Origin of the sequence: Myxococcus llanfairpwllgwyngyllgogerychwyrndrobwllllantysiliogogogochensis, assembly GCF_006636215.1 — a bacterium.
GTDB classification, from domain to species: Bacteria; Myxococcota; Myxococcia; order Myxococcales; family Myxococcaceae; genus Myxococcus; species Myxococcus llanfairpwllgwyngyllgogerychwyrndrobwllllantysiliogogogochensis.
In genome coordinates this window covers 25622-51560 of the sequence record NZ_VIFM01000002.1, presented here as the reverse complement: position 1 = coordinate 51560, position 25939 = coordinate 25622, and the positions used below count along the sequence as shown (strand labels likewise).

Below are 25939 nucleotides of genomic sequence, written 5' to 3'. Positions count from 1 at the left end.
CCGACTCCGTGCGGTTGTCCGCGCTCCGGAAAACGAGCGATGGCGGCGGCGAGGCAGACCCCTGCATGCTCCACGGCCATGCGCTACTTCAGCGTCGACGAAGCCAACCGACTGGTGCCCCTGCTGAGCCGCACCTTCGAGCACATCCGCCCGTGGGTGGAGCGCGTGCAACAGCTCGTGGAGACGCTGGGCACCCCCGAGGGCAAGGCCCTGTCCAATCAGGAGGCGCTGCGCGAGGAGCGCGATGCCCTGCTGGAGAGGGTCCGCACCGAGCTGCACCACTTCCACGAGATGGGCCTGGAAATCAAAGGCGCGCAGGGGCTCGTCGACTTCCGAGCCCACCGCGGTGACGAACCGGTGTACCTGTGCTGGCGCATCGGAGAGGCCGCCGTCTCGCACTGGCATGGCATGTACGACGGCTTCTCGGGGCGACGTCCCATCGACAGTCCGGACGAGTTCGCCCCCACGTACCTCAGTTGAGCCACACCCTCGGCTCAGCCGCCGTTGAAGCTCTTCTGGAGCAACGTCATCTTGTTGCGCGCGGCCAGCAACTGCTGACGCAGGGAGTCCGCCTGCCGCGCGATGTCGTTGAACTCGCTCTGCTCCGCGGCCTGGCTCAACGACTGGGCCTCGTCCGCCACCTCGGACATGCGGTCCTGCAGGGACTGGAACGTCACGGCCAGCGCGGCCTGCTCCTCCGGCGTCTTCGCGTTCTGGCGCTGCGTGGCGAACTCCTGCATCCGCACGTTGAGCTCCGCCGCGCTCTGCCCCAGGCCGCCGTAGCGCACCAGCAGGTCCTTGAAGGTCTCGGTGCGCGCCTGGAGTTCCTGCGCGCGCACGTGCACGGCCTCGGCCTGGGCCTGCTGCCTGTCACGCACCTGGGAGATGGCGCCCACCAGGGCGCTGACCCGGGCCCGCAACTGCTCGTCCATGTCGGCCAGGGCCTTCAAGGTGGCGGAGGCTCGCTCCAGGTGTTTCTCCGCCTGGAGGGGCGCGTCCTGGAGTTGTTGGGCCAGGGCCTCGAATCGCTCCAGTCCCTCGTCCAGGGAGCGGGCGGCCTCGACCAGCTCGGAGTCCTGCGGTTTGTCTCGCTTGCTCATGGGCGAGCGGGAACATGGCACGCGCGAGGGGCACACGGGGCGAGGACTTCACGGCGGATACGTCCAGGGCCCGCCTGCCCCCCTGCCCGGCGGGCCCGGCCGTGGGCACGGGCGGCTCCTTTCCCACGCTCGCCAGACCCACCCATCGTCCCCAACTTCCCGACATCCAGCAGACCTGTCTGTCGTGAGGTTCACACATGCCCAGGGCTCACTCCCTTTCCGTGCTCGTCACAGGCGCCACCGGTCGGCAGGGCGGCGCCGTGGCGCGCTACCTCCTTCACCGGGGACACCGCGTCGTGGCCTATGTCCGCCAATCCAACTCCCCTTCCGCGCGCGCGCTGGAGTCCCTGGGTGCCGAGCTGTCCGTGGGCGACTTCGACGACGTGGACACGCTCGCCCGGGCCGCCAGCGGCGTGGATGCGTTCTACGCCATGGCCACGCCCTTCGAATCAGGTGTCGAGGCGGAGATACGCCACGGCATGAACCAGGTGGACGCCGCGCGGCTCGCCGAGGTGAAGCACCTGGTCTACGCGTCGGTGGCGGGAGCGGACCGGCTGACGGGCATCCCCCACTTCGACAGCAAGCACCGGGTGGAGCTGCACGTGCGCCGCAGTGGCCTGCCCTTCACCATCCTGGGGCCCACGTTCTTCATGGAGAACTTCACCAGCCCCATGTTCGAGGAGGGACTGAGGGCGGGAGTGCTCGCCTTCGGGCTGCCCCCCTCACGCGGGTTGCAGATGGTGACGACGGACGACCTGGCCGCCTTCGCGACGCGGGTGATGGAGGACGCGGAGCGCCACGCGGACCAGCGCATCGACGTGGCGTCGGACGAGGTGACGGGCCAGCAGGCGGCGGGCCTCCTGTCGATGGTGAGTGGCCATCGCATCCACTTCGAGCAGCTCCCGCTGGACTTCATCCGCGAGCGCAGCGAGGACCTGGCCGCCATGTACGAGTGGTTGGACCGGGTGGGCTACCACGCGGACATCCTCACGCTGCGCCACAGCTATCCGGACCTGCGCTGGCACACCTTCGAGGACTGGGCGCGGCGTCAGGACTGGAGCGCGCTCACCTCGCCCGCCTGGCCGCACGCCGCCGCCGAGGTCACCCCGCCTGCCGAACAGTGAGGCCCCGCGCCCCCTGGCGACGCGCCGGGGTGGCGCCGCTCACGCGTGCTCGGCGTGCCTTGCCGCTGCCTACCTTCGAACAGAAGGAGGCATCTCATGCGCTCGCTCGTGCCCGTCGCCGCGATGTTGCTGGCGGCAGGCTGTGTCACTGAATCGAATCTGAAACCCTCGATGGAGGCCCAGGTCCTCCAGGGAGACAAGGACACCGCCGTCGCGGAGTCCTCGGGGGTGACCTTGGTGGCGGATGGCGCCGCGTGGAAGGGCAGCCCCTCCAACCTGGAGCGCGCCCTCACGCCCGTCTACGTACGACTGGAGAACCAGAGCGGCAGGACGCTGCGCATCCGCTACGAGGACTTCTCGCTCGTCGGCACGGAGTCGCGCTTCAGCTACTCCGCGCTGCCACCCTTCACCCTGCGACAGCCGGTGGCGTCGTCCTCGTCGGTGGAGGGGACACTGGAGGGCACGGGAGGCTCGGGGAGCGGCGCGGTGTACATCGGCGCGGGGCCCGCATGGCGCACCGGCAGCTGGAGCTACGGACCGCGAGGCGCGTGGGGCAGTCCCTTCTACCCATATTATGGCCCGTACTACCCGGGGCCCTACACGACGTATCAATGCGAGGAGCCCCTGCCCACGCGGGACATGCTCCAGAAGGCCCTGCCCGAGGGCACGCTGGCGGACGGCGGCACCGTGCAGGGCTTCATCTACTTCCAGGTCGTCACCGGCCGGGAGAACGGCGTCATGCTCCAGGCGCGGCCCGTGGACGCGAACAGCGGCGAGTCGTTGGGGACGCTCGACATCCCCTTCCGGGTGGGAAAGAGCTGAGCGCCCCCACGCGCCGTCACCGTGACGGCGCGCGGGCCGATCGTCAGTGGAGCGTCATCGAGACGCAGCGCGAGGACGCGCGCCGGTGGCCGTTGAGCAGCGAGGCCTCTCCCGTGACGCCCAGCTCGCGGCGGATGTCCGAGCCGCGCATGGGAAGCCCGAAGAGGGGCCCCAGCAACACCAGGTCCAGTGATGCGGCGACCAGGGGTCCCAGGCCCAGCAGGGCCACCGCGGCGCCCCGGGCCGTCCCGGTACGCAACCCGCCCAGCACCAGACAGGAGCCCGTCACGATTCGCAGCCAACGCCCCGTTCGCGATGCCATGAAGCCGACGACCATGCGCACCTCCCCAGGGCGAAGATGGACACGCTCCGGCGAGCGACCACGGGCCTGACCTCTCCGCTCGGATGCCATGCGGGCGTCCGGACAAGCGCCCTCTTCAGTGGGTGGCCACCGCGTCTGGCTCGAGCGGCCAGGGCAACGCCGCGGCGGCCTCCCGCCCCAGCCTGCCCCGGGACTCCAGGAGGTGCTCCAGGGCCACGGCCGCGAAGTCCCGAGGTTGCTCGGGCGGGCGCCGCTGCTCCAGCGCATGGACCGCGGAGAGCTGCGCGCAGGAAGACACCAGCGCCATGTGCGTGAAGGCCTGGGGGAAGTTTCCCAGCGCCTCGCCGGTGAGCGGGACGGCCTCCTCCGCGTACAGCCCCACGTCGTTGGCCAGTCCCAAGAGCCGCGACAGCAGCACCTCCGCGTCCTCCCGCCGTCCCTCATGGGCCAGCACATCCACCAACCAGAAGGAGCACAGCAGGAAGGCGCCCTCTCCGCCCGACAGTCCGTCCGGCGCGAGGTAGCGGTACAGCAGGCCACCGGACTCCAGCCGCTCGCGCACTCGCCGCACCGTGCCGCGCACCAGCGGATGCGCCAGGGGAAGGAAGCCCAGGGCCGGCACCAGCAGCGTGGAAGCATCCGCCACGTCCGAGCCCCGCGACTGCGGAAACCAGCCGTCCGCCGCGCACTCCATCAGGTAGCGACGCAAGGCCTCGCGCTCCCGAGCCCAGCGCACCAGCGGCACCGGCAGTCCTCGCTCCCGCGCCAGTCGCAACCCCCTGTCCAGCGCCACCCAGCACAAGAGCTTCGAGTGGATGAAGTGTCGAGGCGCGTCCCGCATCTCCCACAGCCCCTGGTCCGGCAGTCGCCAGCGTCGGCACACCTCTTCCACGAGTCCGGAGAGGAAGGCCCAGTTGCTCGGCGTCACCGGCCCGCCCGCGCGCGCATACAGCCACGTCGCCTCCAGCAATTCTCCCGGCACGTCGAGCTGGAGCTGCTTCACCGCGCCATTGCCGATGCGCACCGGGCGCGAGCCCGCGTGTCCGGACAGGTGGCTCAGCTCCACCTCGGGCATCAGGCGATGGCCCTGGATGCCGTACATGATTTGCACGTCCTCCGCGCGCCCCGCGCTGGTGCGCCGCAGCCAGTACCGGAAGGCATCCGCCTCTTCGCGGTAGCCCAGCACCAGGAGCGAGATGAGCGTCAGCGACGCATCCCGCAACCAGGTGAAGCGATAGTCCCAGTTGCGCGAGCCCCCGAGTTCCTCGGGCAGCGAAGTGGTGGGCGCGGCCACGAGCGCCCCGGTGGGCGCGTACGTCAGGGCCTTCAGCGTGAGCGCCGAGCGCCGCACCGCCCTCGCGTGCTCGCCCGTGTATTCGCAGCGGCCAATCCACGTCCGCCAGAAGGTGAGCGTGTCCTCCAGGCGGCGACGGAAGTCTGCGGGGCCCGGCGCGTCCGTGGGAACCCGCTCGACGAAGGACGGCGTCCACGCGGCTTCAATCCACGCCTCGTCTCCCGCGCGCAGCGTCCAGCGGGCGCGCAGGGCGGACTCATGGGCCATGAGCGGATGCGTGGCGGCAATCCACAGCGCGTCCGCGCCGCCGACGACCTCCGCGGTGCGCCATGACGTCAGCCGCACGCGAGGGACGAAGGCGCCATACTCGAAGCGCGGGGCCACCACCGCGCGCACCCGGACCTCGCCGTCGAGACACCGCACGCGCCGCAACAGCGCGTGACGCGTGCTCACGCTCGTTCCGCCCGACGCCCCGGGCGACACCGGCATGCAGTCCACCACCTCCAGCACGCCACGCGACGTGGTGAAGGTGGTGGCCAGGACGTTGGTGTCCTCCACGTAGGCGCGCGTGGCGGTGAAGGGGCCCTCGGGTGACACGCCGAAGCTGCCGCCCCGCCGCGCGTCCAGGATGCGGCAGAAGACAGCGGGCGCGTCGAAGCGCGGGAAGCAGGCCCAGTCGATGGAGCCGTCCCGTCCCACCAGCGCCGCGGAATGACAGTCACCCAGGAGGGCATAGTCGGCGATGCGTCGCATCCACGCTTCCTTCCCGGAAGGCTCGCTTGTTTCAGTCCTGGAGACAGACCTCCTCACACCGATGGGGACGCGCGGGCGCGGGTGCAACCAGGCTTCAGCCCATTCCCGGACTCACCGCGTCGGTCGCCTGCCTCCTATGAAACATCCCTGTCGACTGAAACATCACCCGCACGCCCGGGCGCCGAGTCGCGGGGGTAGCCGTCTCCCGCAAAGCCTCCGAGGGGCCGTCTCACCGTGCGGGCGTTGCACCCGGCGAGGTCCCTCTCCAGCTTGGCCACGAGGGGCTTCTCCCACGCCCCCAGGGAGCTCCCATGTTCAGCCGAGCCGAGATTCAGAAGGGAATGAAGGTCCGCGGCAATGATGGCCACACCATCGGCCGCATCATCGACATCACGGAAAAGGAGCTCATCGTGGAGAAGGGCCTGCTGCGCCGCCATGACTTCGCGGTGTCCTTCGACGATGTGACAGAGGTCCTCCACGGAGAAGTGGTGCTGCGCCATGGACGCGACAGCCTCTTCTCCGCCCCCCGAGAGGTGCCCCCCGTCGAGCACTGAGCGCTAGTCCGCGCGCGCGGCCCCGGGAGCGGCGGTCGTCAGCGGAGCATCATTCCACCCCGCGCGGGCGTCGTCCTCGCGCGCGGCGCGCTTGCCTGCCTCCACGTCCACGCGCCACAGCACCGCCGCGCCCGCGCCGAAGAAGCCGAGCAGCGACAGCACCGCCAGGCGACTGGAGCCCGTCAGCTCCACCGTGGCCGCGAACACCAGCGGGCCCGCCACCGCCGTCACCTTCTCGAAGACGCTGAACAGGCCGAACATCTCCGCGGCGCGGTGACGCGGAATCATCTGCGCGAACAGCGAGCGGCTCAGCGCCTGGCTCCCGCCCTGCACCATGCCCACCAGCAGCGCCAGCGCGAAGAAGTGCACGGGCGAGCTCATGAAGTAGCCCAGGAACGTCACCACCACGTACACCGCCAGCGCGAACATCAGCGCCGGCTTCGAGCCTACCCGCGACGCCGCCTTGCCGAACAACACCGCGCAGGGCACGCCCACCGCCTGCGTCATCAGGAGCGCCCCCATCAACGCACCCTGGCCAATGCCCAGCTCCGTCCCATACAGCGTGGACAGCCGGATGATGGTGCCAATGCCATCGCTGTAGAGCAGATACGCCACCAGCAGCAGCAGGGCCTGCCGGTATTGCCGCAGCGCCCGCAGCGTCTCCGCGAGCTGCGAGAAGACGCCGGTGAGCGACAGCCGGGGCAGGGGCGCGCCGCTCGGGGGCCGAGGCTCGGGGACGCGCAGGAACAGCGGCACCGAGAACGCGCCCCACCACAGCGCCACCGTCACGAAGGACACGCGCGAGGCCGCCGCCGCGTCCGGCAGCCCGAACCAGCCGGGCTTCACCAGCAACACGAGCTGCGCGGCCAACAGCAGCCCGCCCCCCAGATAGCCCAGCGCGTAGCCCGCGGTGGACACCCGGTCCAGCTCCTCGTCCCTGGCGATGTGTCGCAGCAACGCGTCGGAGAAGACGATGCTGCCCGTCACCCCCACGTTGCCCAGACCGAAGCACACCAGCGCCCAGGCCCAGTCACCGGGCCCCACGCCGGCCAACCCCACCGTGGCCAGCAACCCCAAGGCGAGGAAGCCACCCAGGAGCGCCTTGAGTCGGCCCGCCCTGTCGCTCAGCGCGCCGAGGACGGGCGACAACACCGCCACCGTGCCCAGCGCCACGGCCGTGACGGCGGCGAAGCGGCCCGTGGCCACCTCGCGCTCCAGCCCCTTCGACGCGACGGAGGCGTAGTAGATGGGAAACACCACCGCGATGACGGTGGTGACGTAGGCGGAGTTCGCCCAGTCGTACATCGCCCACGCGCGCAGCTCCGGCCGCGTGAGACCCAGCCGCGACATGAGCGAGTCCCAGACCCTCATGCGCTGAAGTCCATGCCCTGGATGGCGTCATCACCCCGCGCGGCTTGATACACGTGCCACGCGGCCGCCAGGTCCTGGAAGGGCAGCCCCATCGCGCCGAACACCGTCACCTCCGCTGGAGACGTCCTGCCGGGTTTCAGCCCGGCAATCACCTCGCCCAGCTCCGCGTGGATGGCGTCCTCGCCCAGCCCCACGTTGCCCACGGCCCCACTGGCGACGGACAGGCCCCGGTGGTCGCAGATGAAGCGCGCCTGTCGAAGCAGCTCCGCGGAGACCTCCGCCTTGCCCGGCTCGTCCGCGCCCAGCGTGGTGACGTGCGTGCCCGGTCGCACCATGCCGGGGTGGAGGAAGGGCTGCCGGCTCCACGTCGCAGCGATGACGATGTCCGCGTCCGCCACCGCGTCCGCCACGGAGTCCTCGGGCCGCACCGGCAGGTTCAGCTCCTTGTACATCCGCGTGGCGAAGGCGAAGGAGCGCGTGGGGTCCGTGTCGTAGACCCGCACGTGGGACAGCGAGCGCACCAGGCGCAGCGACTTGAGTTGCATCACCGCCTGCGCGCCCGCGCCAATGATGGCCACCCGGCTCGCGTCCGGCCGCGCCAGCACGTCCGCCGCCAACGCGCCCATCACCCCCGTGCGCACCGCCGTCAGGTGTCCGGAGTCCATCACCGCGAGCAGCTCGCCGGTGGCCAGGTCATTCAGGTGCAGCACGCCCTGGATGGCCGGCGTGCTCGAAGGGAACTTCGCGTGCACCTTCACCGTGTACGCGGGGATGCCGGGCAGACAGCCGGGGAGGAGCGCCATCACGGTGCCTTCGGCGTGCAGCGACGCGCGCACGCGCTGGGGAGCCACGGTGCGTGCCAGGGCGTCGGTGCGGAAGGACTCTCGCAAATCCTCCAGCAGGGTGAGCGCCTGGAGATTGCGAGACACATCGGAGCGGGTCAGCAGGAGGGTGCGCATCTGCCACTCACCCTAACCGAGCGCGTGCACTCCGACAGCCCCCGACGTCGTCCTTCGGGGTCAACCGATTGCCGGTGGACGGACGAAGACCTCGTCCAGCGGGGAGCGACGGACGACTCCGGCGGGCGCCACGCGGGCTCCTCGGATGACGAGGGCTCGGGGTGGCCCTCGCACGCGCGACTCCCGCCAAACGGAGGGGCCGGACATACATACAACTGCCCAGGTGCCCAGATTCAAGTCAGGGCGGCGCGAGGGGGCGGGGCCTCAGGAGGTCGGTGATGCTGGAGCCGGAAACACGCTCCACGGAGCACGGCGAGCCCGAGCGGGAAACACCGCTCAGGGCGTCGGACTTCCTGCGCGCGAATCGAGAGGCCCTCTTGTCGGAGTGGGAGCATGCGATGCACGCGCTCCACGCCGGCTTGCGCGAAAAGCCCTCCTGGTTGCTGGACCACATGCCGGGGCTGCTCGTGTCGCTGGCGGACGCGCTCGACCAGGGCGAACAGGGCCCCGACACCGCGCTGGCGGACGAGCACGCGGTGGTGAGACTGGACCAGGGCTTCGATTTGGGCGAGGTGGTGGCCGAGTACGCGCTCCTTCGCAAGTGCATCCTCCGGAGGCTGGAGGCCCAGGCCCGGCCCCTCGAGCCCGGGGAGCTGGAGCGACTGGAAGGCGCCCTGGACCGGACGGTGGTGCGGACGGTGCAGCGCTTCGCGGAGGAGCGACAGCGCAGCCTCCAGGCGCTGGACCGCATGGCACAGGCCACGCTGGACGGCCCCGCGGTGGACACGCTCCTCGTGCGCCTGCTCAACGTGGTGATGGAGTCGACCCTTACCGTGGACTCGGCGGGGGTGTTGATGTTGGAGGCGGACCGCCTGGTGGTGCGCGCCGCGGTGGGGCTGGGCGGAGACAAGGCCCTGGGCAGCTCGCTGGCGCTGGGCGAGGGCTTCGTCGGCGAGGTCGCCGCGACACGCCAGCCCATGACACTGCGCTCGGCCTCCACGGACTCGCGCGTCGTGCTGACGGTGCTGCGCGACGTGGGGCTGCGCGCCGTCTACGGCGTGCCCCTGGTGGAAGGAACGCGGCTTTTGGGCGTGGCGTACCTGGGCTCGCGTACGTCTTTTGGCTTCTCCGACGCGGACCTGTTGCTGTTTCGCACCATGTGTCAGCGCGCCGCCGCGTACATCCTCCAAGCCCGGCTCCAGGACATGGAGCGGGATGCGCGGGTGGAGGCCCAGCGCTCGCTGGCGCTGCTCGACGCGCTGCTGGCGGCCTCGCCCCTGGGCATGGCCTTCCTGGACCCGGAGCTTCGCTACCTGCGCATCAACCAGACGCTGGCGGACATCAACGGCTTCCCGCCCGAGGCGCACCTGGGCCGGACGCTGCGGGAGATGCAGCCGAAGGCGGTGGCGGACCTGATGGAGCCCTTGCTGCGGCGCGTGCTGGAGACGGGCGAGCCCCTGCAGTCCTTCGAGTTCGCCACGCCGACCTCGCTGATGCCGCCGCGAGGCAAGCGCATGTGGCAGGTGACCTTCTATCCGGTGCGCGAGCCCCAGGCCTCGGGGCTGCTGGGCCTGGGCTGCGTCCTGGTGGACATCACCCATCACAAGCAGACGGAGGCCTCGCTCCAACGCGCGGTGGACTTCCGGGAACAGCTCCTCGCCGTCCTGGGACATGACCTGCGAAACCCGCTCAACGCCATTGGCGCCTCGGCCTTCCAGTTGGCGCGAGCGGAGGAGCTGGAGGCACCGGAGCGCCGCGCGGTGGAGCGCATCCGCAAGTCCGCCGGGCGCATGGGGCGCATGATTACGGACATCCTCGACTTCGCGCGCAGCAAGCTGGGCGAGGGCATCCCCGTCTCACCCCAGCCGATGGACCTGGCGGACGTGTGTCAGGCGACGCTGGAAGAACTCCAGGTGAGCCACCCGGGGCGTCCGCTCCTGTTCGAGTCGTCGGGAGACACGTCGGGCGACTGGGACCCGGACCGGGTGGCGCAGGTGCTGGGGAACCTGGTGTCCAATGCACTTCAGCACGGAGGCGGCGACACGCCGGTGCACACCCGGGTGCGTGGAGAGGCCCACGACGTGGTGCTGGAGGTCCACAACCGCGGCGAGCCCATTCCCGCGGAGCTGCTGCCGCGCATCTTCGACCCGTTCAAGACGCCGGTGGCGACGTCCGAGTCGGCCTCCACGTATCAGAAGCAGCGCAGCCTGGGATTGGGCCTCTACATCGTCCACCAGATTGCCCGCGCGCACGGCGGCCGCGTGGAGGTGCGCTCCTCGGAGGAGGAGGGCACCACCTTCCGCGTGTACTGGCCCCGCGCGAAGAGCCCACCCGCGCGGGTGTAGCCCTTACTTCTCCTTCGCGGAGACGGGCGCGGGCGTGAGGGCCAGCGTGTGGATGGCCTCCGCGAGCATGCGCGTGCCCAGGTCCAGGCTCTCCAGCGAGATGGACTCGTCGGGCGCGTGGCCGGTGTACTCCTCGCCCGGGAAGCCAGGGCCGAAGTCCACCGCCTTGGGGAACAGCCGCGCGTAGGTGCCGCCGCGCACGGACGTCGCCTTCGCGTCCGGGACGTTCTTGTGACGCTTGTAGATGTCCAGCAGCGTGGTGACGAGCGGCCCAGACGTGTCGGCCACGTGCGCGTCTCCCACGTAGCGTCCGCCACCCTCCTTCACGCGGCCTCCGGAGTCCTGGCCCACGCGCTCCGCGGCGTGGTCCAGCGAGGCATTGAACGCCGCCGCATCCTTCCCCTGGGGACGGCGCATGTTGACGCCCAGGCTCACCTTGCCATCCGCCACGCGCAGCACGGTGGGCGAGACGATGAGCGTCCCCATCAGCCCGCCGTCCGAGTACACGAGACCCAGCTTCTCACCGTGGTGGTCGCGGTCGAAGCGCGTGGCCAGGACGCGCAGCATGGCGGCGATGCCGTTGTCCTCCATGAGCAGCCTCGCCGCGACACCGGACAGGCCCCACAGCGCGTTGTTTCCCTCGTCGGCGATGGAGGCATGCACCGCCTTGCCGTGGACGGTGAGCACCACCGCCCCACCCTCCTCCTTCACGTCTGCCTTCAGCCCGGGGCGCACCCGCTGCTCCTCGGTGACGGCGCTCCGGACGGTCTCCAGGGCGACGGAGAGCGAGCCCTCATCACCGGGCAAAAGCTTCAGCGTGGCCGTGCCGGGCACCTGCGTGAGGAACTCGCCGGCCTTCACGTCCACCGGCCGCAGCGCGACCTTGGAGGACTTCAGAGCCGGCCCCATGGGCGCGACGAGGTTCCACGCGACGAAGCCGGACTGCGCGGCGACGACGGGGTAGCCCGAGTCCACGGAGATGACGTGCGTGGGCTTGGGCTCGGTGGCCGCGTACTTCGCCATGCCGTTCCAGTCGCTCTCCTCGCCGTTGCCGACGATGACGAGCACCTTGCCCTGGGGCTTGAGCCCGAGCCTTCGCGCGTGGTCGAGCGCCACCAGCGCCGACGCGAGCGGCCCCTTGTCGTCCTCCACGCCCCGGCCGAACAGGCGGCCCTCCTGGACATAGGGTTCGAAGGGCGGGCGCTTCCACTCATGCACGGGGGCGGGGACGACGTCACCGTGGAAGACAAGGCCCAGCGTCGGCGCGCCCTCGCCCCAGGCAATCTCGAACACGTCGTTGTCGCCCACGACGCGGTACGCCATTCCATGGGCCTTGGCCCATTTCTGGAGGAAGCGGCCCATGGCGGCGATGTCGGGGCTCTTCGCGGGAGGCGCCTCGCTGCTGACCGTCTTGAAGCGCACCAGCTGCTTCGTCAGCTCCACCACCTCGTCGAGCGCACATGCTTGCACATACGCGGCATGGCGCTGCTGGGCGGAGGCGCCCTTCATTTCCTGCGCGGAGAAGCGGCTGGCGCGGCAGCGGGAATCCGCACCCGCGAGCGCGAGGGAAGGGACGAGACACAACAAGGCCGTGGCGGTGGGGAGGCGCATTCGGTGGGAGACCCTATTTCAGCGGGGCAGGTCGGCCTACCTTGGTGGAGGAGGGCCTGTGGCCCCAACACCGCCTGATTGGCCGCCTGCTCCTTCTAGGGGTGAAACCAGACGGGCGGGAGGCTATTCCTAGGGCATGTTCTTCAACTCCACCAAGAAGCTGCGGATGCCGTCCCCGGCGGAGGCGCTGCCGGGCCGTACGGAGGAGATGTCCGTTCCCCCCAAGCACGAGGTGCTGGGCACCCCGCTGAAGGGGCCTGTTCCGGAGGGCCACGAGGTCGCCATCTTCGGCCTGGGCTGCTTCTGGGGCGCCGAGCGCAAGTTCTGGCAGACGCCCGGCGTGTACAGCACGTCCGTGGGCTACGCGGGGGGCCTGACGCCCAACCCCACCTACCGCGAGGTGTGCAGCGGCATGACGGGCCACAACGAGGTGGTCCGCGTGGTGTTCGACCCGAAGAAGCTCAGCTACGAGCAGTTGCTGCGAGTCTTCTGGGAGAGCCACAACCCGACGCAGGGCATGCGGCAGGGCAACGACGAGGGCACGCAGTACCGCTCCGGCATCTACACCACCAGCGAGTCCCAGAAGCGCACCGCCGAGGCCAGTCGGGACGCCTACCAGAAGGCGCTCACCGCGAAGGGCCTGGACACCATCACCACCGAAATCATCCCGGCGCCCGAGTACTACTTCGCCGAGGATTACCATCAGCAGTACCTGGAGAAGAACCCCGGTGGGTACTGCGGCCTGGGCGGCACCGGCGTGAGCTGCCCCATCGGCGTGGGCGTCAGCGCCTGAGCCGAAGTCCGTGACAGGAGTCACCGGGAGGCACCTTGGGTGCCTCCCGTCGCCGCCGTCCGCCTCGGACTCGCACAGCTCCCGCGCCGCCCTATCGCGTCGGCAGCTCGCGGAACGTGATGCCGTCCAGTTCCAGGCGGCGCACGGCGTCCACGAAGCGCTCCGTGCCGATGACCATCGTGGCGAAGTTTCCCACCCGGAACAGGTCCAGCTCCGAGGGAAGAGATGCCGCGTCCAGGATGGGCTCGTCGGGCCTCCTGAATGCATGTCGCCCGCATGTCGGGCACGGCGGAGGCACGTCCAGAGGGACGCAATCTGGGTGCAGGCGCCCACGGGGCTGTACCTGAAGCTCCAACAGCTCTGGTGGACTCTTCTGGCGGAACCGCAGGGCTGTCGGGCAAGCATGGATGCCGCGTAGCTCCTCCGCCTGGAGACGCTCCATCGCCTCTCCGTGAACAAGTAGTACGTCGATGATCCAGGCAAAGGCGGGGAACTTTCCGAAGGCGGTTCCAACCAACGGGCCAAAGCCTGTACCGGGTGGCAGTTGCGAATCCGGATCCACCAGAGGTCGCACCAACTCGCGCAGGCGCACAAACTCTGGGAAAGGCTCGGGTCGGGCCTTCTCGAACTCGCGGTGCTCTGGCAGTTGCGACAGGTCAACGGATGGAAAGTAGTGCCCGGCCCCGCTCCAGGTAACGCCGCAAGCGGAGCAACTCGCGCCGGGCAACCCCCACTTGTGTGAGCCGTGGGCCTCGCCGCCGTACTTGTCTGCGACCGCCCTGTCTTCCCGCATCCAGAAAAATCGACTCATAGGCTCACGCTCCGGGCCGGGAATAGTACGGCTGGATGGGGCCGCCGATGAGCTGGAAACGGTGAATGAGTTCCCCCGCGTGCTTGTAGATCTCGACAGGTGCGGCCAACGGGTTGTCCGCCTTGAATTCGCGCCAGGCTTGATTCCACTGCCCACCTCGTCCCCCCACGTTGTGAATTCGGTAATGGAGGTCACGCGGAATGGGCATGGTGTAGTCGTGGATTTTGACGCCCTGGCGCGCAAACCACTCTTTGAGTTCCGGCTCCTGCGGGAAGATGTGGTGCTTCTCCCAGCGTCCGGGCGTGAGCTGTCGCGACGGAGGGATGACTTTCGTCGGAGCGCCGTTCCAGTGGGGGAACGTCATGACAGCGCCACGCGGGAGGTTCTGCGCGCCGCCCCAGTTCCTCCGAGGGCCGCTACCCGGCGCAGCAGCAGCTGCGGGCGGCCTCGAAGGCGGGAAGAGCGCTAACTCAATCTCCCCTGGTGTGTCCTCGCAGCGGTAGAAGCCACAGCCGTCATCCAGACACAGGAGGGTGACGCACTGGTCTTCCCGAGGGTCGTCGCACTCCACCTCGGCCTCTTCCCATGCCTGCTGTATGGGGGGCCTGGTGACGGTGGAACAGCCCAACCAGGACACGGCGAACAACACAATCCTCAAAGCATGAATAGTTCGCATAATCAGCAAACATACTGCTCCGCTCTGACTGGATCGAAACCACAACGAAACCGGGTCACCCCCACCCCACGAACTCCACCGAGCAGTCACGCCCACGGCCACGCAATCGAGCCGCCGCTGAGCCGTAGGTGCGTTGGATATCAGAGGGGGAGCAACACACCATGCGTGTCGACGGCTCATCACGTCCGACTCAAACCATCTCATCCGAAGGCGCGACTGAAACAGCCCGGAACGAGACATCGTCTCAGAACCACGTCGTCGAGCAGGAAGACACTTCCGGCACGGAAGGCTTCGACTCGACCTCCCGCTTCGAGGACGGTGACGGCGGCGCCGTCCACCGCGAGCGGCTCCAGCCACCACCGCCTCCACCTCCTCCCGAAGAAGAGGAACCCCCCGTCCCGCTTCCGCTGAAGGACCTGAAGCGCGGCGACTCCGGCCCCGAGGTGAAGGCGCTGCAAGACGCACTGGTGACGCTGGGCTATCTCACCGAGGAGCAGGTCGCCACGGGGCCGGGCCAGTTCGGCCCGAAGACGGCGGCGGCACTGGAGCGCTTCCAGACAGAACACGACGTGACGGCCACCGGCCAGTACGCGGCGGGGACACGCGAGGCACTCACCCAGGCCCTCACGACCCAGGGCGGCTCACGGCGGCCAGCCATGTCCGCCGAGGCCGCGTTCATCACCCAGTTCACCTCCGAGTACAACCCGACCGGTCCGCGCGGCAGCACCAACTGCGGGCCCGCGAGCCTCGCGATGTCCCTGGCGTACACGGGCCACATGCCCCCCGGACTCTCCAAGGAGCAACAGGTGGACTACGCCCGCGCGCTGATGAGCCCACGTCGCGAGAGCGAGTTCACCCACGTGAAGGCGTCCGACGGCACGCGCGTGCCGCAGTTGGACAGGGACCGCGAGCTGACGGGCGGCACCATGGTGGGTGATGGCATCAAGGCCGCGGGCCTCGGCTCTCGCTACGGCCAGGGCTGGGAGACACTGGACCAGCAGCTCGCGGCGGGAAACCCTGTCATCGCGAATGGCCAGACGAACGCGAAGTGGCGCGACCAGTTCCCCGAGCGCATGGGCTCCGGAGACATCGGCCATCTCAACGCCATCCTCGGCAAGACATCCGACGGCAAGTACCTCGTCGCGGACCCACTGCACACCGGTGGCCCCGTGGCGATGACGCGCGAGCAGCTCGGCGTCTTCTTCTCCCCCACTCGGGGACAGCCGTCCTTCACCGCGCTGGAGGGCGCCTCGCGAGCCACGAGTCCAGCCGCCAACGCGGGCTCCAGCGCGGGCACGAGCGTTGGCAACTCCATCGCGGGCAGGCTCGACGAGGCCGCCCAGGGACTCCCTGTCCCTGAGCCCGAGCTCACCACTCCGAAGTCGGGCGTGGGCATCGTCAGCGTCTCCGCCGGCACGGACGTGAAGACGCGCGCGGCGCAAGACGCGAAGGCGCTGGAGGGCACGCTCAAGAACAGCCTGGAGCAGGGCGCGCGTCAGTTCGAGCAGTTCATCGCCAGCAACCCGGACCCCGTCTACCAGGAGGCGTTCGTCCACGCCGCCGAGCCGTCCCTGGCGAAGATGGGCCAGCTCTTCGCCGGCGTGTCTCCGGAGACGAATCGCCAGCTCCACCCCCGTCCGCCGCTGCGCCAGCCCGACCTGGACAATCCGGAGGTGCTCAAGAAGCTCGCGGACCAGGAGAGCCGCATCGAGCACCAGACGTTCTACTCCCTGACGCGCGCCACGGAGCTCTTGAAGGACCCCGCCGCGGGAATGGTGGGCAAGGCCTTCACGCGCGACGCGCCTCCGGGCCTCGTGAACATGTCGATGACGAGCGCGGTGCGCACCGCCGTCAACTTCGGGCTCGGCACTCGACTCGCGTTCGACATCGAGCGCTCGCTGAATCGGAGGGAAGTGATTGCGCCGGGCAGCACCGCGCCCACCTACGGCAAGGACCAGGCGGCGCTTCACCGCACGCTGTGGAGCGCCATCGACGGCGTGCGCGGCGACTTCGCCATGGCCGCGGAGAAGGCGGAGCTGCACCAGAAGAAGCTCACCGCGCTGCTCGGCGGCCCCTCCGCCATCCTCACGCCCCAGCAGCAGAAGGACTTCATCTCCACCTATGTCGGGCAGGCCGGCATCCAGAAGGACCTCGCGGAGTTCGAGCGGCTGGGCAAGCTGCTCGCCACCGCCGCGCCGGACGGCGTGCCTCAAGGCGCGGATGACCCGCGTGTCGCCGCGCTCGCTCGCGAGCTGCCCCGCATGGCGGAGACCCAGGGCGGAGCCAGCTACCTCGCCGGACAGCTCGCGGCCAAGGCGGAGGACGCACCGCTCTTCCTCGACGTCGTGGGCAAGCTGAAGGACGGCAAGGACTTCGACGAGAAGCTCGCCCTCGCGCTCGTGAAGAGCGCGGGCACCGGCGCCCTGCTCGCGGCCGGCGGCAAGTCCCCGGGCACCGCCCAGAAAATCTTCGACGGGCTCGCGCGCTGCTCGGATGTGTTCGGCATGAAGCCGGACGACATGAAGGCCTACGTCCGCCTGCTGCGGACCATCAAGCCAGGCACCTCCGAAGCGGACGTGCGCAAGACGACGCAGTCCCTGAACGCCCTCCTGACGGAACAGGAGACGGGCCTGCCCTACAGCGCGAACTCTCCTCGGGGACAGGCGCTGCGCGGGCTGGGGTTGCTCGTCGTCGGTACGGCGTTCGCCGGAGACGCCAGCAACTGGAGTCAGGCGGACCTCGCCGCGAAGCTCAAGATTGTCGGCGACGGCCTCAGCTTCACCGCGGACGGCGGAGTGTTCCTCGCCGGTGTGCTCGGCAAGACGGCGACGGCGGCATCTACCGTCGCGGCGCTCGGCAAGGCGTCCGCCATCGGCGCGGTGCTGGGCGCGGCGGGAGACGCGTTGCAGAGCTTCCAGTACCTGCGCGAGGGCGACGGCTGGAAGGCCAGCGCGTCCGGAGCCCAGGCCCTGGGCGGCGCGTTGATGGCGGGAGCGGCGCTCTTCAGCTGGGCACCGGGCTTCCAGGTGCTCGGCGCGGCCCTGTTCCTCGGAGGACTCGGCGCCAGGTACCTGGACCCGGAGAAGGAGCGCACCCGCGAGGAGCAGGTGAAGCTGCTCACCGCCAGCGGCATGGACGCCACGCTCGCGCGCAACCTCATCACGCTGGGGCCGGAGCTGCTCGACCAACGGCTGTGCCAGGACCTGGCCATGTCGCCGGAGCAGGTGCAGAAGCTCATCGCGGACCACCCGTCGCTGGGGCAGAGCGCCACCCACCTGGACAGCCTGGTGCAGGCCGCCGACGCCATGAAGATAGACGGCGCGCGCTTCCAGGAGTTCCTCGAGCGGCTCGCGAAGGCCCACGGCGTCGACGTGGGCACCCTCGCCCGCGAGGTGCACACGCGCTTCTTCGGACACCCGCCCTCCAGTGGCGCGGGCGGCGGCGAGGTGTACCTCTCCCAGGCCCATGAGTTCCGCGCCTGGGTGGAGTCACGCACTCCCGAAGTCGCCGCGTGGGCAAAGCAGAACGAGACGCGCTGAACCCGCATCGGTCGAAGTGGGCGCGCGACAACACTCGCCGCGCGCCCGCACCCGACGCCCTTGTCGACAACGCAACGCGGCACCCGCGTAACCTGATGAAACTTCAACGCGGAGCACCGTCACGCCTTTCGCGACTTGCCGCGTTAGCGGGTCCTGGTTTGACTTTCTTTGCCGTCCGAAGAAATAGAATCGTGGGTTGAAAGGAAAGGACCGCTCGGACGCAGAACCGTCTCGGTATGCGCTGGCTCACCCCCTCCCCTACTTTCTCCAGCGGCCCGCTTTTCGTCCCCATGCGATTACCAACCCCTTTTGTGCAGGCCACGCACCGTGTCAGGAGTCTGCTGACGCGGGTGTGTGCGACAGCGGTAGCAGTGGGTGTGATGGCGTTCGGCGCGGACGCGAACGCCCAGGCCGGGAATCTCGCTCTCAACCGACCGACGGTGACGTCATCGGCACAGGAGGGAATCACGGGCAACTACGCGGTGGATGGAGATGGAGGAACGCGGTGGGGCAGCCTCTTCACAGCGAACGAGTGGATCTACGTCGACCTGGGAGCGAGCACCACCATCAGCCGCGTGGTGCTGACGTGGGAGACGGCGTACGCCATCGGTTACAAGGTGCAGACGTCCCCGGACGCGGCGAACTGGACGGACATCCGCACCATCACCGACGGCGACGGCGGGACGGATGACCTGACGGTGTCAGGCACGGGCCGCTACGTGCGAATCCTCGGCACGGTGCGCGGCGCGGTGGACTACGGCTATTCGCTGTGGGAGTTCGCCGTCTACAGCGGCACGGCCGCCACGGGCGACCTGGCGAAGAACCGTCCCGCCACGGCGTCGACGGTGGAGGGCAACGCGGCCCACCTCACGCCGGGTTATGCGGTGGACGGCAACACGACGACGCGCTGGTCCTCGGACCCGCTGGACGGCCAGTGGATTCGCGTGGACCTGGGCTCGGCGAGGACGCTCGGCAAGGTGGTGCTGAACTGGGAGGGCGCCTATCCGTCGACGTACGCGATTGAAGGCTCGACGAATGACAGCACCTGGTCACCGCTCGCGACGAACATCACCGACGGCGCGCCGGGCCGACGCGAAGTCACCGTGTCCGGCTCCGCCCGCTACGTGCGCGTGCGCGGCATCACCCGAGGCACCGGCTACGGCATCTCCCTCTGGGACTTCGAGGTCTACGCGCCCGGTGACGGACCGCAGGAGCCGCCGCCGCAGACGACGAACCAGACCATCAAGCTGATGTTCCCGGAGCTGGCGTACGCGAAAATCAATGTCTCGCCCGCGCCCATCAGCGTCACGCCCACGCCGGAGGAAGGCAACACCACGCCGTCGGTGCGCAACCCGCCCGGGCCCTTCACCTACGAGCTGACCTTCGCTCCCAACACGACGATTACGCTCTCCAAGAATCAGTTCTCGCCCACCGCGCCCAACACGGACATCCGGCTGGCGGTGACGACGTCCACCGGCACGGTGCTGCGCGGGCAGAGCGTCACCTCGCTCGCGGTGCAGGGCGCGGAGTGGAAGGTCGAAATCTTCACCACGGGCGGGCCTCCGGACGGAAGAGACCGCACCATCATCCCGGACCCGTACCAGGCACCCGCGCCTCCCGCCATCGCGGGTGCGTTCGCCGTCGTCGCTCCGGCCAACAACGCCATGGTGACGAACACGCGCCGCCCCACGTTCCAGTGGGCCGCCGTCGCGGGCGCGGCCAACTACAAGCTGTATCTGAACATCAGCCGCGTCGACTACGACTGGATGGCCGCCGGCAGCCTGCTGGACCGCTACACGCTGATGACCACGACGACGGGCACGTCGTTCACCCTGACGCAGGACCTGCCGGACCGCTGGACGTACAAGTGGTACGTCGTGGCCACGCAGGCCAGCGGCGCCACCAGTCGCTCGGACTTGCGCCAGTTCAGCGTGTACCTGCCGGTCGTCGAGACGGCGGCGGACGGCGTCGCGCTCATCAACGGCATGCGCGACTTGAACAAGAACGGCGTCATCGACCCGTACGAGGACTGGCACAACCCCATCGCCACCCGCGTCAACGACTTGATGGCGCGGATGACGACGCGCGAGAAGGCGCTGCAGATGTTCTACGAGGCCAAGACCTTCCCCGAGGCGGGCTTCACCATGGGCCCGCTGAGTCCGGAGGACATCGTCAGCTTCCAGCGCGCCTCCGCGGGCACGCGGCTGGGAATCCCGAACGTCGACGCGGGAGACTCCATCCACGGCTACAAGACGAGTTGGCCCACGCAGCCAGCGCTGGCTGCCTCTCGCGATTTGGACACCGTCTACGAGCTGGGTGACATGCAACGCCGCGAGCAGCTCGCGGTGGGCAGCCGAGGCACCCTGTCGCCGCTGGCGGAGGTGGGCACCAAGGTCCTCTATCCGCGCATCCAGGAGGGCAACGGCGAGGACGCGGACCTGTCGGCGGGTCTCACCCGCGCGCTCATCGCGGGCCTGCAGGGCGGTCCCGAGGTGAACCCGCACTCCATCTGGGTGACCACCAAGCACTGGCCCGGCCAGGGCGCGGGCGGCGAGGCCGGAATCACCTATGACGGCACCACCATCCACTACCACATGCGTCCGTGGCACGCGGCGCTGGAGGCGGGCACCAGCGGCATCATGCCCGGCTACGCGGGCAGCTGGCTGTTGGGCCCGGAGGGCTACGGCGCCGGTGACAGCGTGGGCATCCTCAACTACCTGCGTGTGAATCTCGGGTACCAGGGCGTCATCTGCTCGGACTGGCTGCCGTCGGGTGCGTGGACGCGCTCGGCGACGGCGGGCTCGGACGTCATGGGCGGGGCGAACCCCGCGCAGATGGGCGACTTCGAGACGGCGGTGCCCATCGCCCGCATCAACGACTCCGTGCGCCGGATTCTGGACCTGAAGTTCCGCCTGGGCATCTTCGAGGACCCGTACCGCAGGGGCCTCGCGGGCACGTCCGAGTGGCACACGGCGGACCACAAGGCGCTGGTGCGGCGCGCGGCGCAGAACGCGATGACGCTCTTGAAGAACGACGGCGCGCTGCCGCTGCGGCTGGGCGCGGGCTCGAGCATCGTCGTGGCGGGGCCTTGCGCGGATGCGGGCCCCTGCATGGTGACGTGGCGCTCGGACTTCCACGGCACGGAGTTCGGGGACCTGACCATCTACCAGGCCATCAAACAGCGCGCCGAGGCGGCCGGCATCACCGTCTACAAGGACAACGCTCCGGCGGGAGTCACGCCCAACGCGGCCATCGTCGTGGTGGGCGAGAGCTACTTCACCCACGGCACCGAGTGGGACAAGGAGAAGCCCTACCTGCCCGGAGACCCGATTGGCCCGGCGCATGATGCCAAGTGGGGCAACCAGTACGGCCTCATCACCGGCTTCCGCGCGCGCAACATCCCCACGACGACGGTGCTCATCCTGCCGCGTCCGTACGTGCTGACGAACGTCGTCCCGCAGACCAACGCGCTCCTGGTGGCGTACCGGCCTGGAGACTCGGGAGGCCCGGCCGTGGCGGACATCCTCTTCGGCGACGTGTTCCCGCGCGGCAAATTGCCGTGGCAGTTGCCCAGGGGCATGGACCAGGTGGGCACCGACGTGGAGAACAACCAGTTGGAGCAGTGGGACATCCCGTTCGACTTGGGTGCCACCGCCGCCGAGCGGGCGGCCATCAAGTCTCGGATTGCCCAGGGCCTACCCATCCTGCCCATCTACGGCAACCCGCTGTTCCAGTACGGCGCGGGCATCCAGGGCTTCGGGCTGACGGATGCGACGCCGCCCACGGCGTTCACGTTGCAGACACCGGCACCGGGCTCCACCATCACCACACGGCCGAACTTCACGTGGACGGCGAGCAGCGACCCTCAGACGGGCATCCACCGCTACGAGGTGTTCCTGGACGGCAGCCCCTTCCCTGTCGCGACGACGCGCACGAACTCCGCGCCCGTCATCAACGCCGCGCTGGGCAACGGCGCGCATACGTGGTTCGTGAGGGCCTACAACTGGGCGGGCGGTGTCACGCAGTCCGCCACGGCGACCTTCACGTTGAACGACACGGCGCCTCCAGCGGCCTTCGCGGCGCTTGTGCCCGCGGCGGGCGCGGCGGTGCCGGGTGCGTCGACGACGTTCATCTGGGAGCAGACGACGGACGTGGGCGCGGGCGTGTCCAGGTACGTGCTCGTGGTGGACGGCACGGACCGCACGCCGGACGTGACGCCGAAGGCCTACGTGGGCACGTCGACGAACCTGGCGCTGGCGAAGAACGTCTCCGCGACGTCCTCGGAGTTCGGCAGCCCCAACGACGCGGTGGACGGCAACGTCACCGCCACGCGCTGGTCCAGCCGAACCGACGTGGCCAGCCCCGACACGGAGTCCATCACCGTGGACCTGGGCGGCGTGTATTCCATCAAGCGGGTGAACCTGTTCTGGGAGGCGGCGTACGGCAAGCAGTACGCCATCGAGGCCTCCGTGGACGGCACGACGTGGAGGACCGTGTACACCGAGGCCAACGGCAACGGCGGTCAGGATGACCTGCTCAACCTGAGCGGCGTGGGCCGTTACGTGCGCATGCGAGGCATCCAGCGCGCCACGGGCTATGGGTACTCGCTGTGGGAGTTCGAGGTGTACGGCGTGGGGACCGAGCAGACGACGCTGACGGGCCTCGCGGCGGGCAGCCACACGTGGCGGGTGCGGGCGGTCGACGGAGCGAACAACACCACGCTCTCCAGCGGCCCCATCACCTTCACCAAGTAGTCGGCCCGCACCGGGACGAGGGGAAGACGGCGGCTGACCTCCCGGCCGTCTTCCCTTCGCGTGTCGGGGCAAGCCCTGGTGCCAATACTCACAACGAAGCAGCACGGGCTCGCTCATGGCGAGCGCCCGGTTCTCCGAGCCGCGCTTCTTCCGGATGCATGTGACACGGCAGCACCCGGTCAACAGTCGTACAACCGACGCCACGCTGTCCCCATCGCGTCGCGTGACAACCTGTCACGACACCCTGTCACCCGTGAATCCGCGACGCGTGACAGGAGGGGTCTTCGCCAGGCCCGCAAGACAACGCGGGCCCGCCCCGGCGCGACGCGGCCCCGAGTGAAGACAGACACGCGCACCTCCCTGGCACCGAGCTTGCTCTTGTCTCCTTCACCCTTCACGGGGGAGGAGGCAGGACACGATGAAGCACAAAGTCTTCTGGCGGTACGCGGGGTTCCTCTCTGGCGCGCTCATCCTCGCGGGAGCACTGGTCGCCGCGCGCACGTTCCATCTCTTCACCAAGCCCCCGCTCGACGATTCCGATTCGAGCGTGGACATCCGGAGCGTCGGCGAGAACGCCTACGAAATCACCAGCAAGGACCCGCTCGTCGACACGTTGCAGCCCCGGCACTCGGAGATGGCGATGCAGGCCCGCATCGTCCCTGCCTTCAAGGATGGCAAGGCGCAGGGCTTCAAGCTCTTCTCCATCCGCGAAGGCTCGCTCTACGACAAGCTGGGCTTCCAGAACGGCGATGTCATCCAGCGCGTCAATGGAATCTCGCTCGACACGCCGGAGAAGGCGCTGGAGACCTACGCGCTCTTGAAGACCGCCCGCAGGCTGGAGGTGGACCTGCACCGCGACGGAGCCCCGCTGCGCAAGGTCTACGACGTGAAGTAAGGGAAGAACAACACAGGCCCGGAGACGGGGACGCTCGTGACGAGCGCCCACTCCATCCCGGGCCCACGGCCCACTCAACCCAGGTTGTGGAAGACGCGCTGCACGTCGTCGTCCTGCTCCAGCGAGTCCACCAACTCGAGGACCTCGTTGGCCTTGTCCTCGGGCAGCTCGATGAGGTTCTCCGCGATGTACTCGGAGTCGGCGGAGATGGGCGTCAGGCCCTTGGCTTCAATCGCCGTCTGCAGCTTGCCGAAGTCGGAGAAGTCACACCGGATGATGAGCTGCTTCTCGCCCTTCTCTCCCGTGCCCTCGCCCAACTCCTGGAGGCCGTGGTCGATGAGCTCCAGCTCCAGTTCGTCATGGTTGAGCCCCTCCGGATTGAGACGGAAGACGCCCATCCGCTTGAACATGAACGCGACGCTGCCCGCGTTGCCCATGTTCCCGGAGTACTTGTTGAAGCGCATGCGCACGTTCGCCACGGTGCGCACGACGTTGTCCGTGGCCGTCTCCACCAGCAGCGCGATGCCGTGGGGCGCGTAGCCCTCGTAGAGGACGATTTCGTACTGCGTCGCCGTCTGGCCGCTGGCGCGCTTGATGGCGGCCTCGACCTTGTCCTTCGGCATGTTGGCCGCACGGGCATTCTGGAGGACCCGGCGCAGCGTGGAGTTCGTGTCCGGATTGGGCCCACCGGACTTCACCGAGATGGCGATGTCCTTGCTGATCCGCGTGAACACCTTCGCCATCTTGTTCCAGCGGGCCATCATCGTGGCCTTGCGCGTCTCGAAAATGCGTCCCATGGGTCGATGCGACTCTTTGGTAGGGGGGCGTTGAAGCGGTGCGGCCAATCTAGCGCAACTCGGGTGGGGCGCCCGCGCTTCGTGTGCGGGGCGGCGGCCTACCCGGCGCTCGGTCCACGAAACGGGCGGGCGGCGACCTCCAGGCCACCGCGCCAGTCCCCTCCCAAGGGCCCTGCGAATGACTCAGCGCGCCTGCTGCGCGGGAGCCTGGGGCTGCGCCTGCTGCGCGGGCGTGAGGCTGTTGGCCCCCGTCCCCTGCTCGCCGTTGGCGAAGGCCCGCTCCATGTGGGCGTCGAGCTGCCCCACCGCCATCAGCCCCGCCATCCGGAAGTCGGAGATGAAGGACCAGAGCGGGTACTTGAAGCTCGCGGGCTTGTTGCGCTCGATGAAGAAGTGGCTGAACCACGCGAAGCCGTAGGCGGCGACCAGGGCGGCCGGCACCAGGGCCCCGCGTCCGGTGACGATGGCCGCCACGCCCGTGGCCAGTCCCAGACTGGTGCCCACGAAGTGGAACCGTCGAGTCACGGGCAGTGAGTGCTCGCGCAAGTAGAACGGCCAGAACTCGCCATAGGTCTGGAGGGGCTTGGGCATGGAGTGAAGTTGTGTCCAGGCAGGGGCATCCCGTCAACCCGCTCCAGGTCGGAGCGTGAAATCAGGGCCCTCGCCGGCCCCCGAGGGCATGGCCAGCGAGCGGGCAAGCGGCCCCCTGGTGCGTATTTCCCGACAGGTGGGCCCCCTCCCCCGCCGGGGACGACCGGACCCCGAGTGCTCCAGACTTCGAGCCCGGGGCTACTTCTTCACCTTCTTCGCGGCGGCGCGGAAGCACGCCTCGAACTTCTGGGTCTTGCTCTGGACCAGGCCCAGGTGCTTCATCATCGCCATCGTGGCGGAGCTGCTCCTGTCGCGGATCTCCGTATCCATGCACGTCATCGCCGCGTCCCAGCGCGAGCACATGCCCGTGTCGCTGAAGAGGTTCTGGCCCTGGATGCACTTGTCGAGGAGCGGCAGGAACCCCTTCACCGTCGACTGGGCACACGGCATCAGGTGCTTGTCGAAGCAGGCCGACGCCTCCTTCAGGAAGCGCTCCGGGAGCGGCTTCTCACCGACGACGGCGCACACCTTCGCCCGGTCCTCTTGAATCGTCTTGAAGAGCGCCAGCGTGGTGGACATGGTGGCCCCCGCCACCTCGGGACATTGCTGGGCCCGTGCCCGCAACGGACAGATGGCGATGACGGCGACGAACAGCACTCCCGCGAATCTCGACATGTCGTGCTCCTGGTGCCCCGCCCACCAGAGGGTGCCGCCGTGGACGTCCGGGCGTTCTCCTGAAGTTCTAGCGCCAGGGACAGCACTAGAAAAAGCAGGAAAACCAGCACCTCTGGCATGAGGGCTCGCGGCCTCTTGGGACGGCTTCTCGCG

Annotated in this window: 20 protein-coding genes; 9 read left to right on the top strand and 11 right to left on the bottom strand. The window is 69.1% G+C overall.

The window, feature by feature from the left end:
* Positions 1-39: 39 nt before the first annotated feature.
* Complete coding sequence (locus tag FJV41_RS00695) at positions 40-480, top strand: DUF2203 domain-containing protein (protein ID WP_141640414.1); 441 nt, start codon at positions 40-42, stop codon at positions 478-480.
* A gap of 14 nt (positions 481-494) precedes the next feature.
* Here the strand turns inward: FJV41_RS00695 and FJV41_RS00690 are convergent, their stop codons facing one another.
* Entirely contained in the window at positions 495-1100 is a 606-nt protein-coding gene (locus FJV41_RS00690) for a hypothetical protein (protein ID WP_141640413.1), read from the bottom strand.
* Positions 1101-1297: 197 nt separating this feature from the next.
* On the opposite strand from FJV41_RS00690, the gene FJV41_RS00685 reads away from it, so the two are divergent.
* A complete protein-coding gene (locus FJV41_RS00685; protein ID WP_141640412.1) occupies positions 1298-2224 on the top strand; it encodes an NmrA/HSCARG family protein in 927 nt (308 codons plus the stop codon).
* A 96-nt stretch (positions 2225-2320) separates the two neighbouring features.
* The gene (locus FJV41_RS00680) at positions 2321-3046 is read left to right on the top strand and encodes a hypothetical protein (RefSeq protein ID WP_141640411.1); all 726 of its coding nucleotides are present in this window, start codon (positions 2321-2323) and stop codon (positions 3044-3046) included.
* Between the two features lie 43 nt (positions 3047-3089).
* Here the strand turns inward: FJV41_RS00680 and FJV41_RS00675 are convergent, their stop codons facing one another.
* The gene (locus FJV41_RS00675; RefSeq protein ID WP_174453839.1) at positions 3090-3383 is read right to left on the bottom strand and encodes a hypothetical protein; all 294 of its coding nucleotides are present in this window, start codon (positions 3381-3383) and stop codon (positions 3090-3092) included.
* A 100-nt stretch (positions 3384-3483) separates the two neighbouring features.
* Positions 3484-5415 carry a glycoside hydrolase family 15 protein gene (locus FJV41_RS00670; RefSeq protein WP_141640409.1) on the bottom strand — a complete coding sequence of 644 codons (1932 nt, stop codon included), beginning with the start codon at positions 5413-5415 and terminating at the stop codon, positions 3484-3486.
* A 311-nt stretch (positions 5416-5726) separates the two neighbouring features.
* Here FJV41_RS00670 and FJV41_RS00665 point away from each other — a divergent pair, with 311 nt between their 5' ends.
* Complete coding sequence (locus tag FJV41_RS00665; protein ID WP_141640408.1) at positions 5727-5969, top strand: hypothetical protein; 243 nt, start codon at positions 5727-5729, stop codon at positions 5967-5969.
* A gap of 3 nt (positions 5970-5972) precedes the next feature.
* Here the strand turns inward: FJV41_RS00665 and FJV41_RS00660 are convergent, their stop codons facing one another.
* Together FJV41_RS00660 and FJV41_RS00655 are read right to left on the bottom strand one after the other, a co-directional pair.
* Positions 5973-7340 carry an MFS transporter gene (locus FJV41_RS00660; RefSeq protein WP_141640407.1) on the bottom strand — a complete coding sequence of 456 codons (1368 nt, stop codon included), beginning with the start codon at positions 7338-7340 and terminating at the stop codon, positions 5973-5975.
* A complete protein-coding gene (locus tag FJV41_RS00655; protein WP_141640406.1) occupies positions 7337-8299 on the bottom strand; it encodes an ornithine cyclodeaminase family protein in 963 nt (320 codons plus the stop codon). Before FJV41_RS00655 ends, FJV41_RS00660 begins: the two co-directional genes overlap by 4 nt.
* 278 nt (positions 8300-8577) lie before the next feature.
* Between FJV41_RS00655 and FJV41_RS00650 the strand changes: the two genes are divergently transcribed.
* On the top strand, positions 8578-10644 hold the full coding sequence (locus tag FJV41_RS00650; RefSeq protein ID WP_141640405.1) for an ATP-binding protein: 2067 nt from the start codon (positions 8578-8580) through the stop codon (positions 10642-10644).
* 3 nt (positions 10645-10647) lie between these two features.
* Here FJV41_RS00650 and FJV41_RS00645 read toward each other — a convergent pair whose 3' ends face one another.
* Entirely contained in the window at positions 10648-12255 is a 1608-nt protein-coding gene (locus FJV41_RS00645) for a Sapep family Mn(2+)-dependent dipeptidase (RefSeq protein ID WP_141640404.1), read from the bottom strand.
* A 136-nt stretch (positions 12256-12391) separates the two neighbouring features.
* Here FJV41_RS00645 and msrA point away from each other — a divergent pair, with 136 nt between their 5' ends.
* Complete coding sequence (gene msrA, locus FJV41_RS00640; protein WP_141640403.1) at positions 12392-13048, top strand: peptide-methionine (S)-S-oxide reductase MsrA; 657 nt, start codon at positions 12392-12394, stop codon at positions 13046-13048.
* A gap of 91 nt (positions 13049-13139) precedes the next feature.
* Here msrA and sitI6 read toward each other — a convergent pair whose 3' ends face one another.
* Positions 13140-13859: a SitI6 family double-CXXCG motif immunity protein gene (gene sitI6 / locus FJV41_RS00635; protein WP_141640402.1), complete on the bottom strand. Its 720-nt coding sequence runs from the start codon at positions 13857-13859 to the stop codon at positions 13140-13142.
* A gap of 4 nt (positions 13860-13863) precedes the next feature.
* Positions 13864-14535: a SitA6 family polymorphic toxin lipoprotein gene (gene sitA6 / locus FJV41_RS00630; protein WP_141640478.1), complete on the bottom strand. Its 672-nt coding sequence runs from the start codon at positions 14533-14535 to the stop codon at positions 13864-13866.
* A gap of 161 nt (positions 14536-14696) precedes the next feature.
* Between sitA6 and FJV41_RS00625 the strand changes: the two genes are divergently transcribed.
* The 3 genes from FJV41_RS00625 to FJV41_RS54505 all read left to right on the top strand — a co-directional run bounded on the left by FJV41_RS00625 (position 14697) and on the right by FJV41_RS54505 (position 23723).
* Positions 14697-18074, top strand: a complete 3378-nt coding sequence (locus FJV41_RS00625) for a peptidoglycan-binding protein (protein WP_141640401.1) — start codon at positions 14697-14699, stop codon at positions 18072-18074.
* 380 nt (positions 18075-18454) lie between these two features.
* The gene (locus tag FJV41_RS00620) at positions 18455-22828 is read left to right on the top strand and encodes a galactose-binding domain-containing protein (RefSeq protein WP_141640400.1); all 4374 of its coding nucleotides are present in this window, start codon (positions 18455-18457) and stop codon (positions 22826-22828) included.
* A 418-nt stretch (positions 22829-23246) separates the two neighbouring features.
* Complete coding sequence (locus FJV41_RS54505; RefSeq protein WP_141640399.1) at positions 23247-23723, top strand: hypothetical protein; 477 nt, start codon at positions 23247-23249, stop codon at positions 23721-23723.
* Between the two features lie 74 nt (positions 23724-23797).
* Here FJV41_RS54505 and FJV41_RS00610 read toward each other — a convergent pair whose 3' ends face one another.
* From FJV41_RS00610 to FJV41_RS00600, 3 genes are all read right to left on the bottom strand, one after another.
* A complete protein-coding gene (locus FJV41_RS00610) occupies positions 23798-24520 on the bottom strand; it encodes a YebC/PmpR family DNA-binding transcriptional regulator (protein ID WP_141640398.1) in 723 nt (240 codons plus the stop codon).
* A 183-nt stretch (positions 24521-24703) separates the two neighbouring features.
* Positions 24704-25111, bottom strand: a complete 408-nt coding sequence (locus FJV41_RS00605) for an Mpo1-like protein (protein ID WP_141640397.1) — start codon at positions 25109-25111, stop codon at positions 24704-24706.
* Between the two features lie 198 nt (positions 25112-25309).
* Complete coding sequence (locus FJV41_RS00600) at positions 25310-25786, bottom strand: hypothetical protein (RefSeq protein ID WP_141640396.1); 477 nt, start codon at positions 25784-25786, stop codon at positions 25310-25312.
* Between the last annotated feature and the right edge of the window lie 153 nt (positions 25787-25939).

Excerpts from the sequence above, each read along its gene's own strand:
- FJV41_RS00695 (WP_141640414.1), top strand. The coding sequence starts at position 40 with ATGGCGGCGGCGAGGCAGACCCCTGCATGCTCCACGGCCATGCGCTAC.
- FJV41_RS00690 (WP_141640413.1), bottom strand. The coding sequence starts at position 1,100 with ATGAGCAAGCGAGACAAACCGCAGGACTCCGAGCTGGTCGAGGCCGCC.
- FJV41_RS00685 (WP_141640412.1), top strand. The coding sequence starts at position 1,298 with ATGCCCAGGGCTCACTCCCTTTCCGTGCTCGTCACAGGCGCCACCGGT.
- FJV41_RS00680 (WP_141640411.1), top strand. The coding sequence starts at position 2,321 with ATGCGCTCGCTCGTGCCCGTCGCCGCGATGTTGCTGGCGGCAGGCTGT.
- FJV41_RS00675 (WP_174453839.1), bottom strand. The coding sequence starts at position 3,383 with ATGGTCGTCGGCTTCATGGCATCGCGAACGGGGCGTTGGCTGCGAATC.
- FJV41_RS00670 (WP_141640409.1), bottom strand. The coding sequence starts at position 5,415 with ATGCGACGCATCGCCGACTATGCCCTCCTGGGTGACTGTCATTCCGCG.
- FJV41_RS00665 (WP_141640408.1), top strand. The coding sequence starts at position 5,727 with ATGTTCAGCCGAGCCGAGATTCAGAAGGGAATGAAGGTCCGCGGCAAT.
- FJV41_RS00660 (WP_141640407.1), bottom strand. The coding sequence starts at position 7,340 with ATGAGGGTCTGGGACTCGCTCATGTCGCGGCTGGGTCTCACGCGGCCG.
- FJV41_RS00655 (WP_141640406.1), bottom strand. The coding sequence starts at position 8,299 with ATGCGCACCCTCCTGCTGACCCGCTCCGATGTGTCTCGCAATCTCCAG.
- FJV41_RS00650 (WP_141640405.1), top strand. The coding sequence starts at position 8,578 with ATGCTGGAGCCGGAAACACGCTCCACGGAGCACGGCGAGCCCGAGCGG.
- FJV41_RS00645 (WP_141640404.1), bottom strand. The coding sequence starts at position 12,255 with ATGCGCCTCCCCACCGCCACGGCCTTGTTGTGTCTCGTCCCTTCCCTC.
- msrA (WP_141640403.1), top strand. The coding sequence starts at position 12,392 with ATGTTCTTCAACTCCACCAAGAAGCTGCGGATGCCGTCCCCGGCGGAG.
- sitI6 (WP_141640402.1), bottom strand. The coding sequence starts at position 13,859 with ATGAGTCGATTTTTCTGGATGCGGGAAGACAGGGCGGTCGCAGACAAG.
- sitA6 (WP_141640478.1), bottom strand. The coding sequence starts at position 14,535 with ATGCGAACTATTCATGCTTTGAGGATTGTGTTGTTCGCCGTGTCCTGG.
- FJV41_RS00625 (WP_141640401.1), top strand. The coding sequence starts at position 14,697 with ATGCGTGTCGACGGCTCATCACGTCCGACTCAAACCATCTCATCCGAA.
- FJV41_RS00620 (WP_141640400.1), top strand. The coding sequence starts at position 18,455 with ATGGCGTTCGGCGCGGACGCGAACGCCCAGGCCGGGAATCTCGCTCTC.
- FJV41_RS54505 (WP_141640399.1), top strand. The coding sequence starts at position 23,247 with ATGAAGCACAAAGTCTTCTGGCGGTACGCGGGGTTCCTCTCTGGCGCG.
- FJV41_RS00610 (WP_141640398.1), bottom strand. The coding sequence starts at position 24,520 with ATGGGACGCATTTTCGAGACGCGCAAGGCCACGATGATGGCCCGCTGG.
- FJV41_RS00605 (WP_141640397.1), bottom strand. The coding sequence starts at position 25,111 with ATGCCCAAGCCCCTCCAGACCTATGGCGAGTTCTGGCCGTTCTACTTG.
- FJV41_RS00600 (WP_141640396.1), bottom strand. The coding sequence starts at position 25,786 with ATGTCGAGATTCGCGGGAGTGCTGTTCGTCGCCGTCATCGCCATCTGT.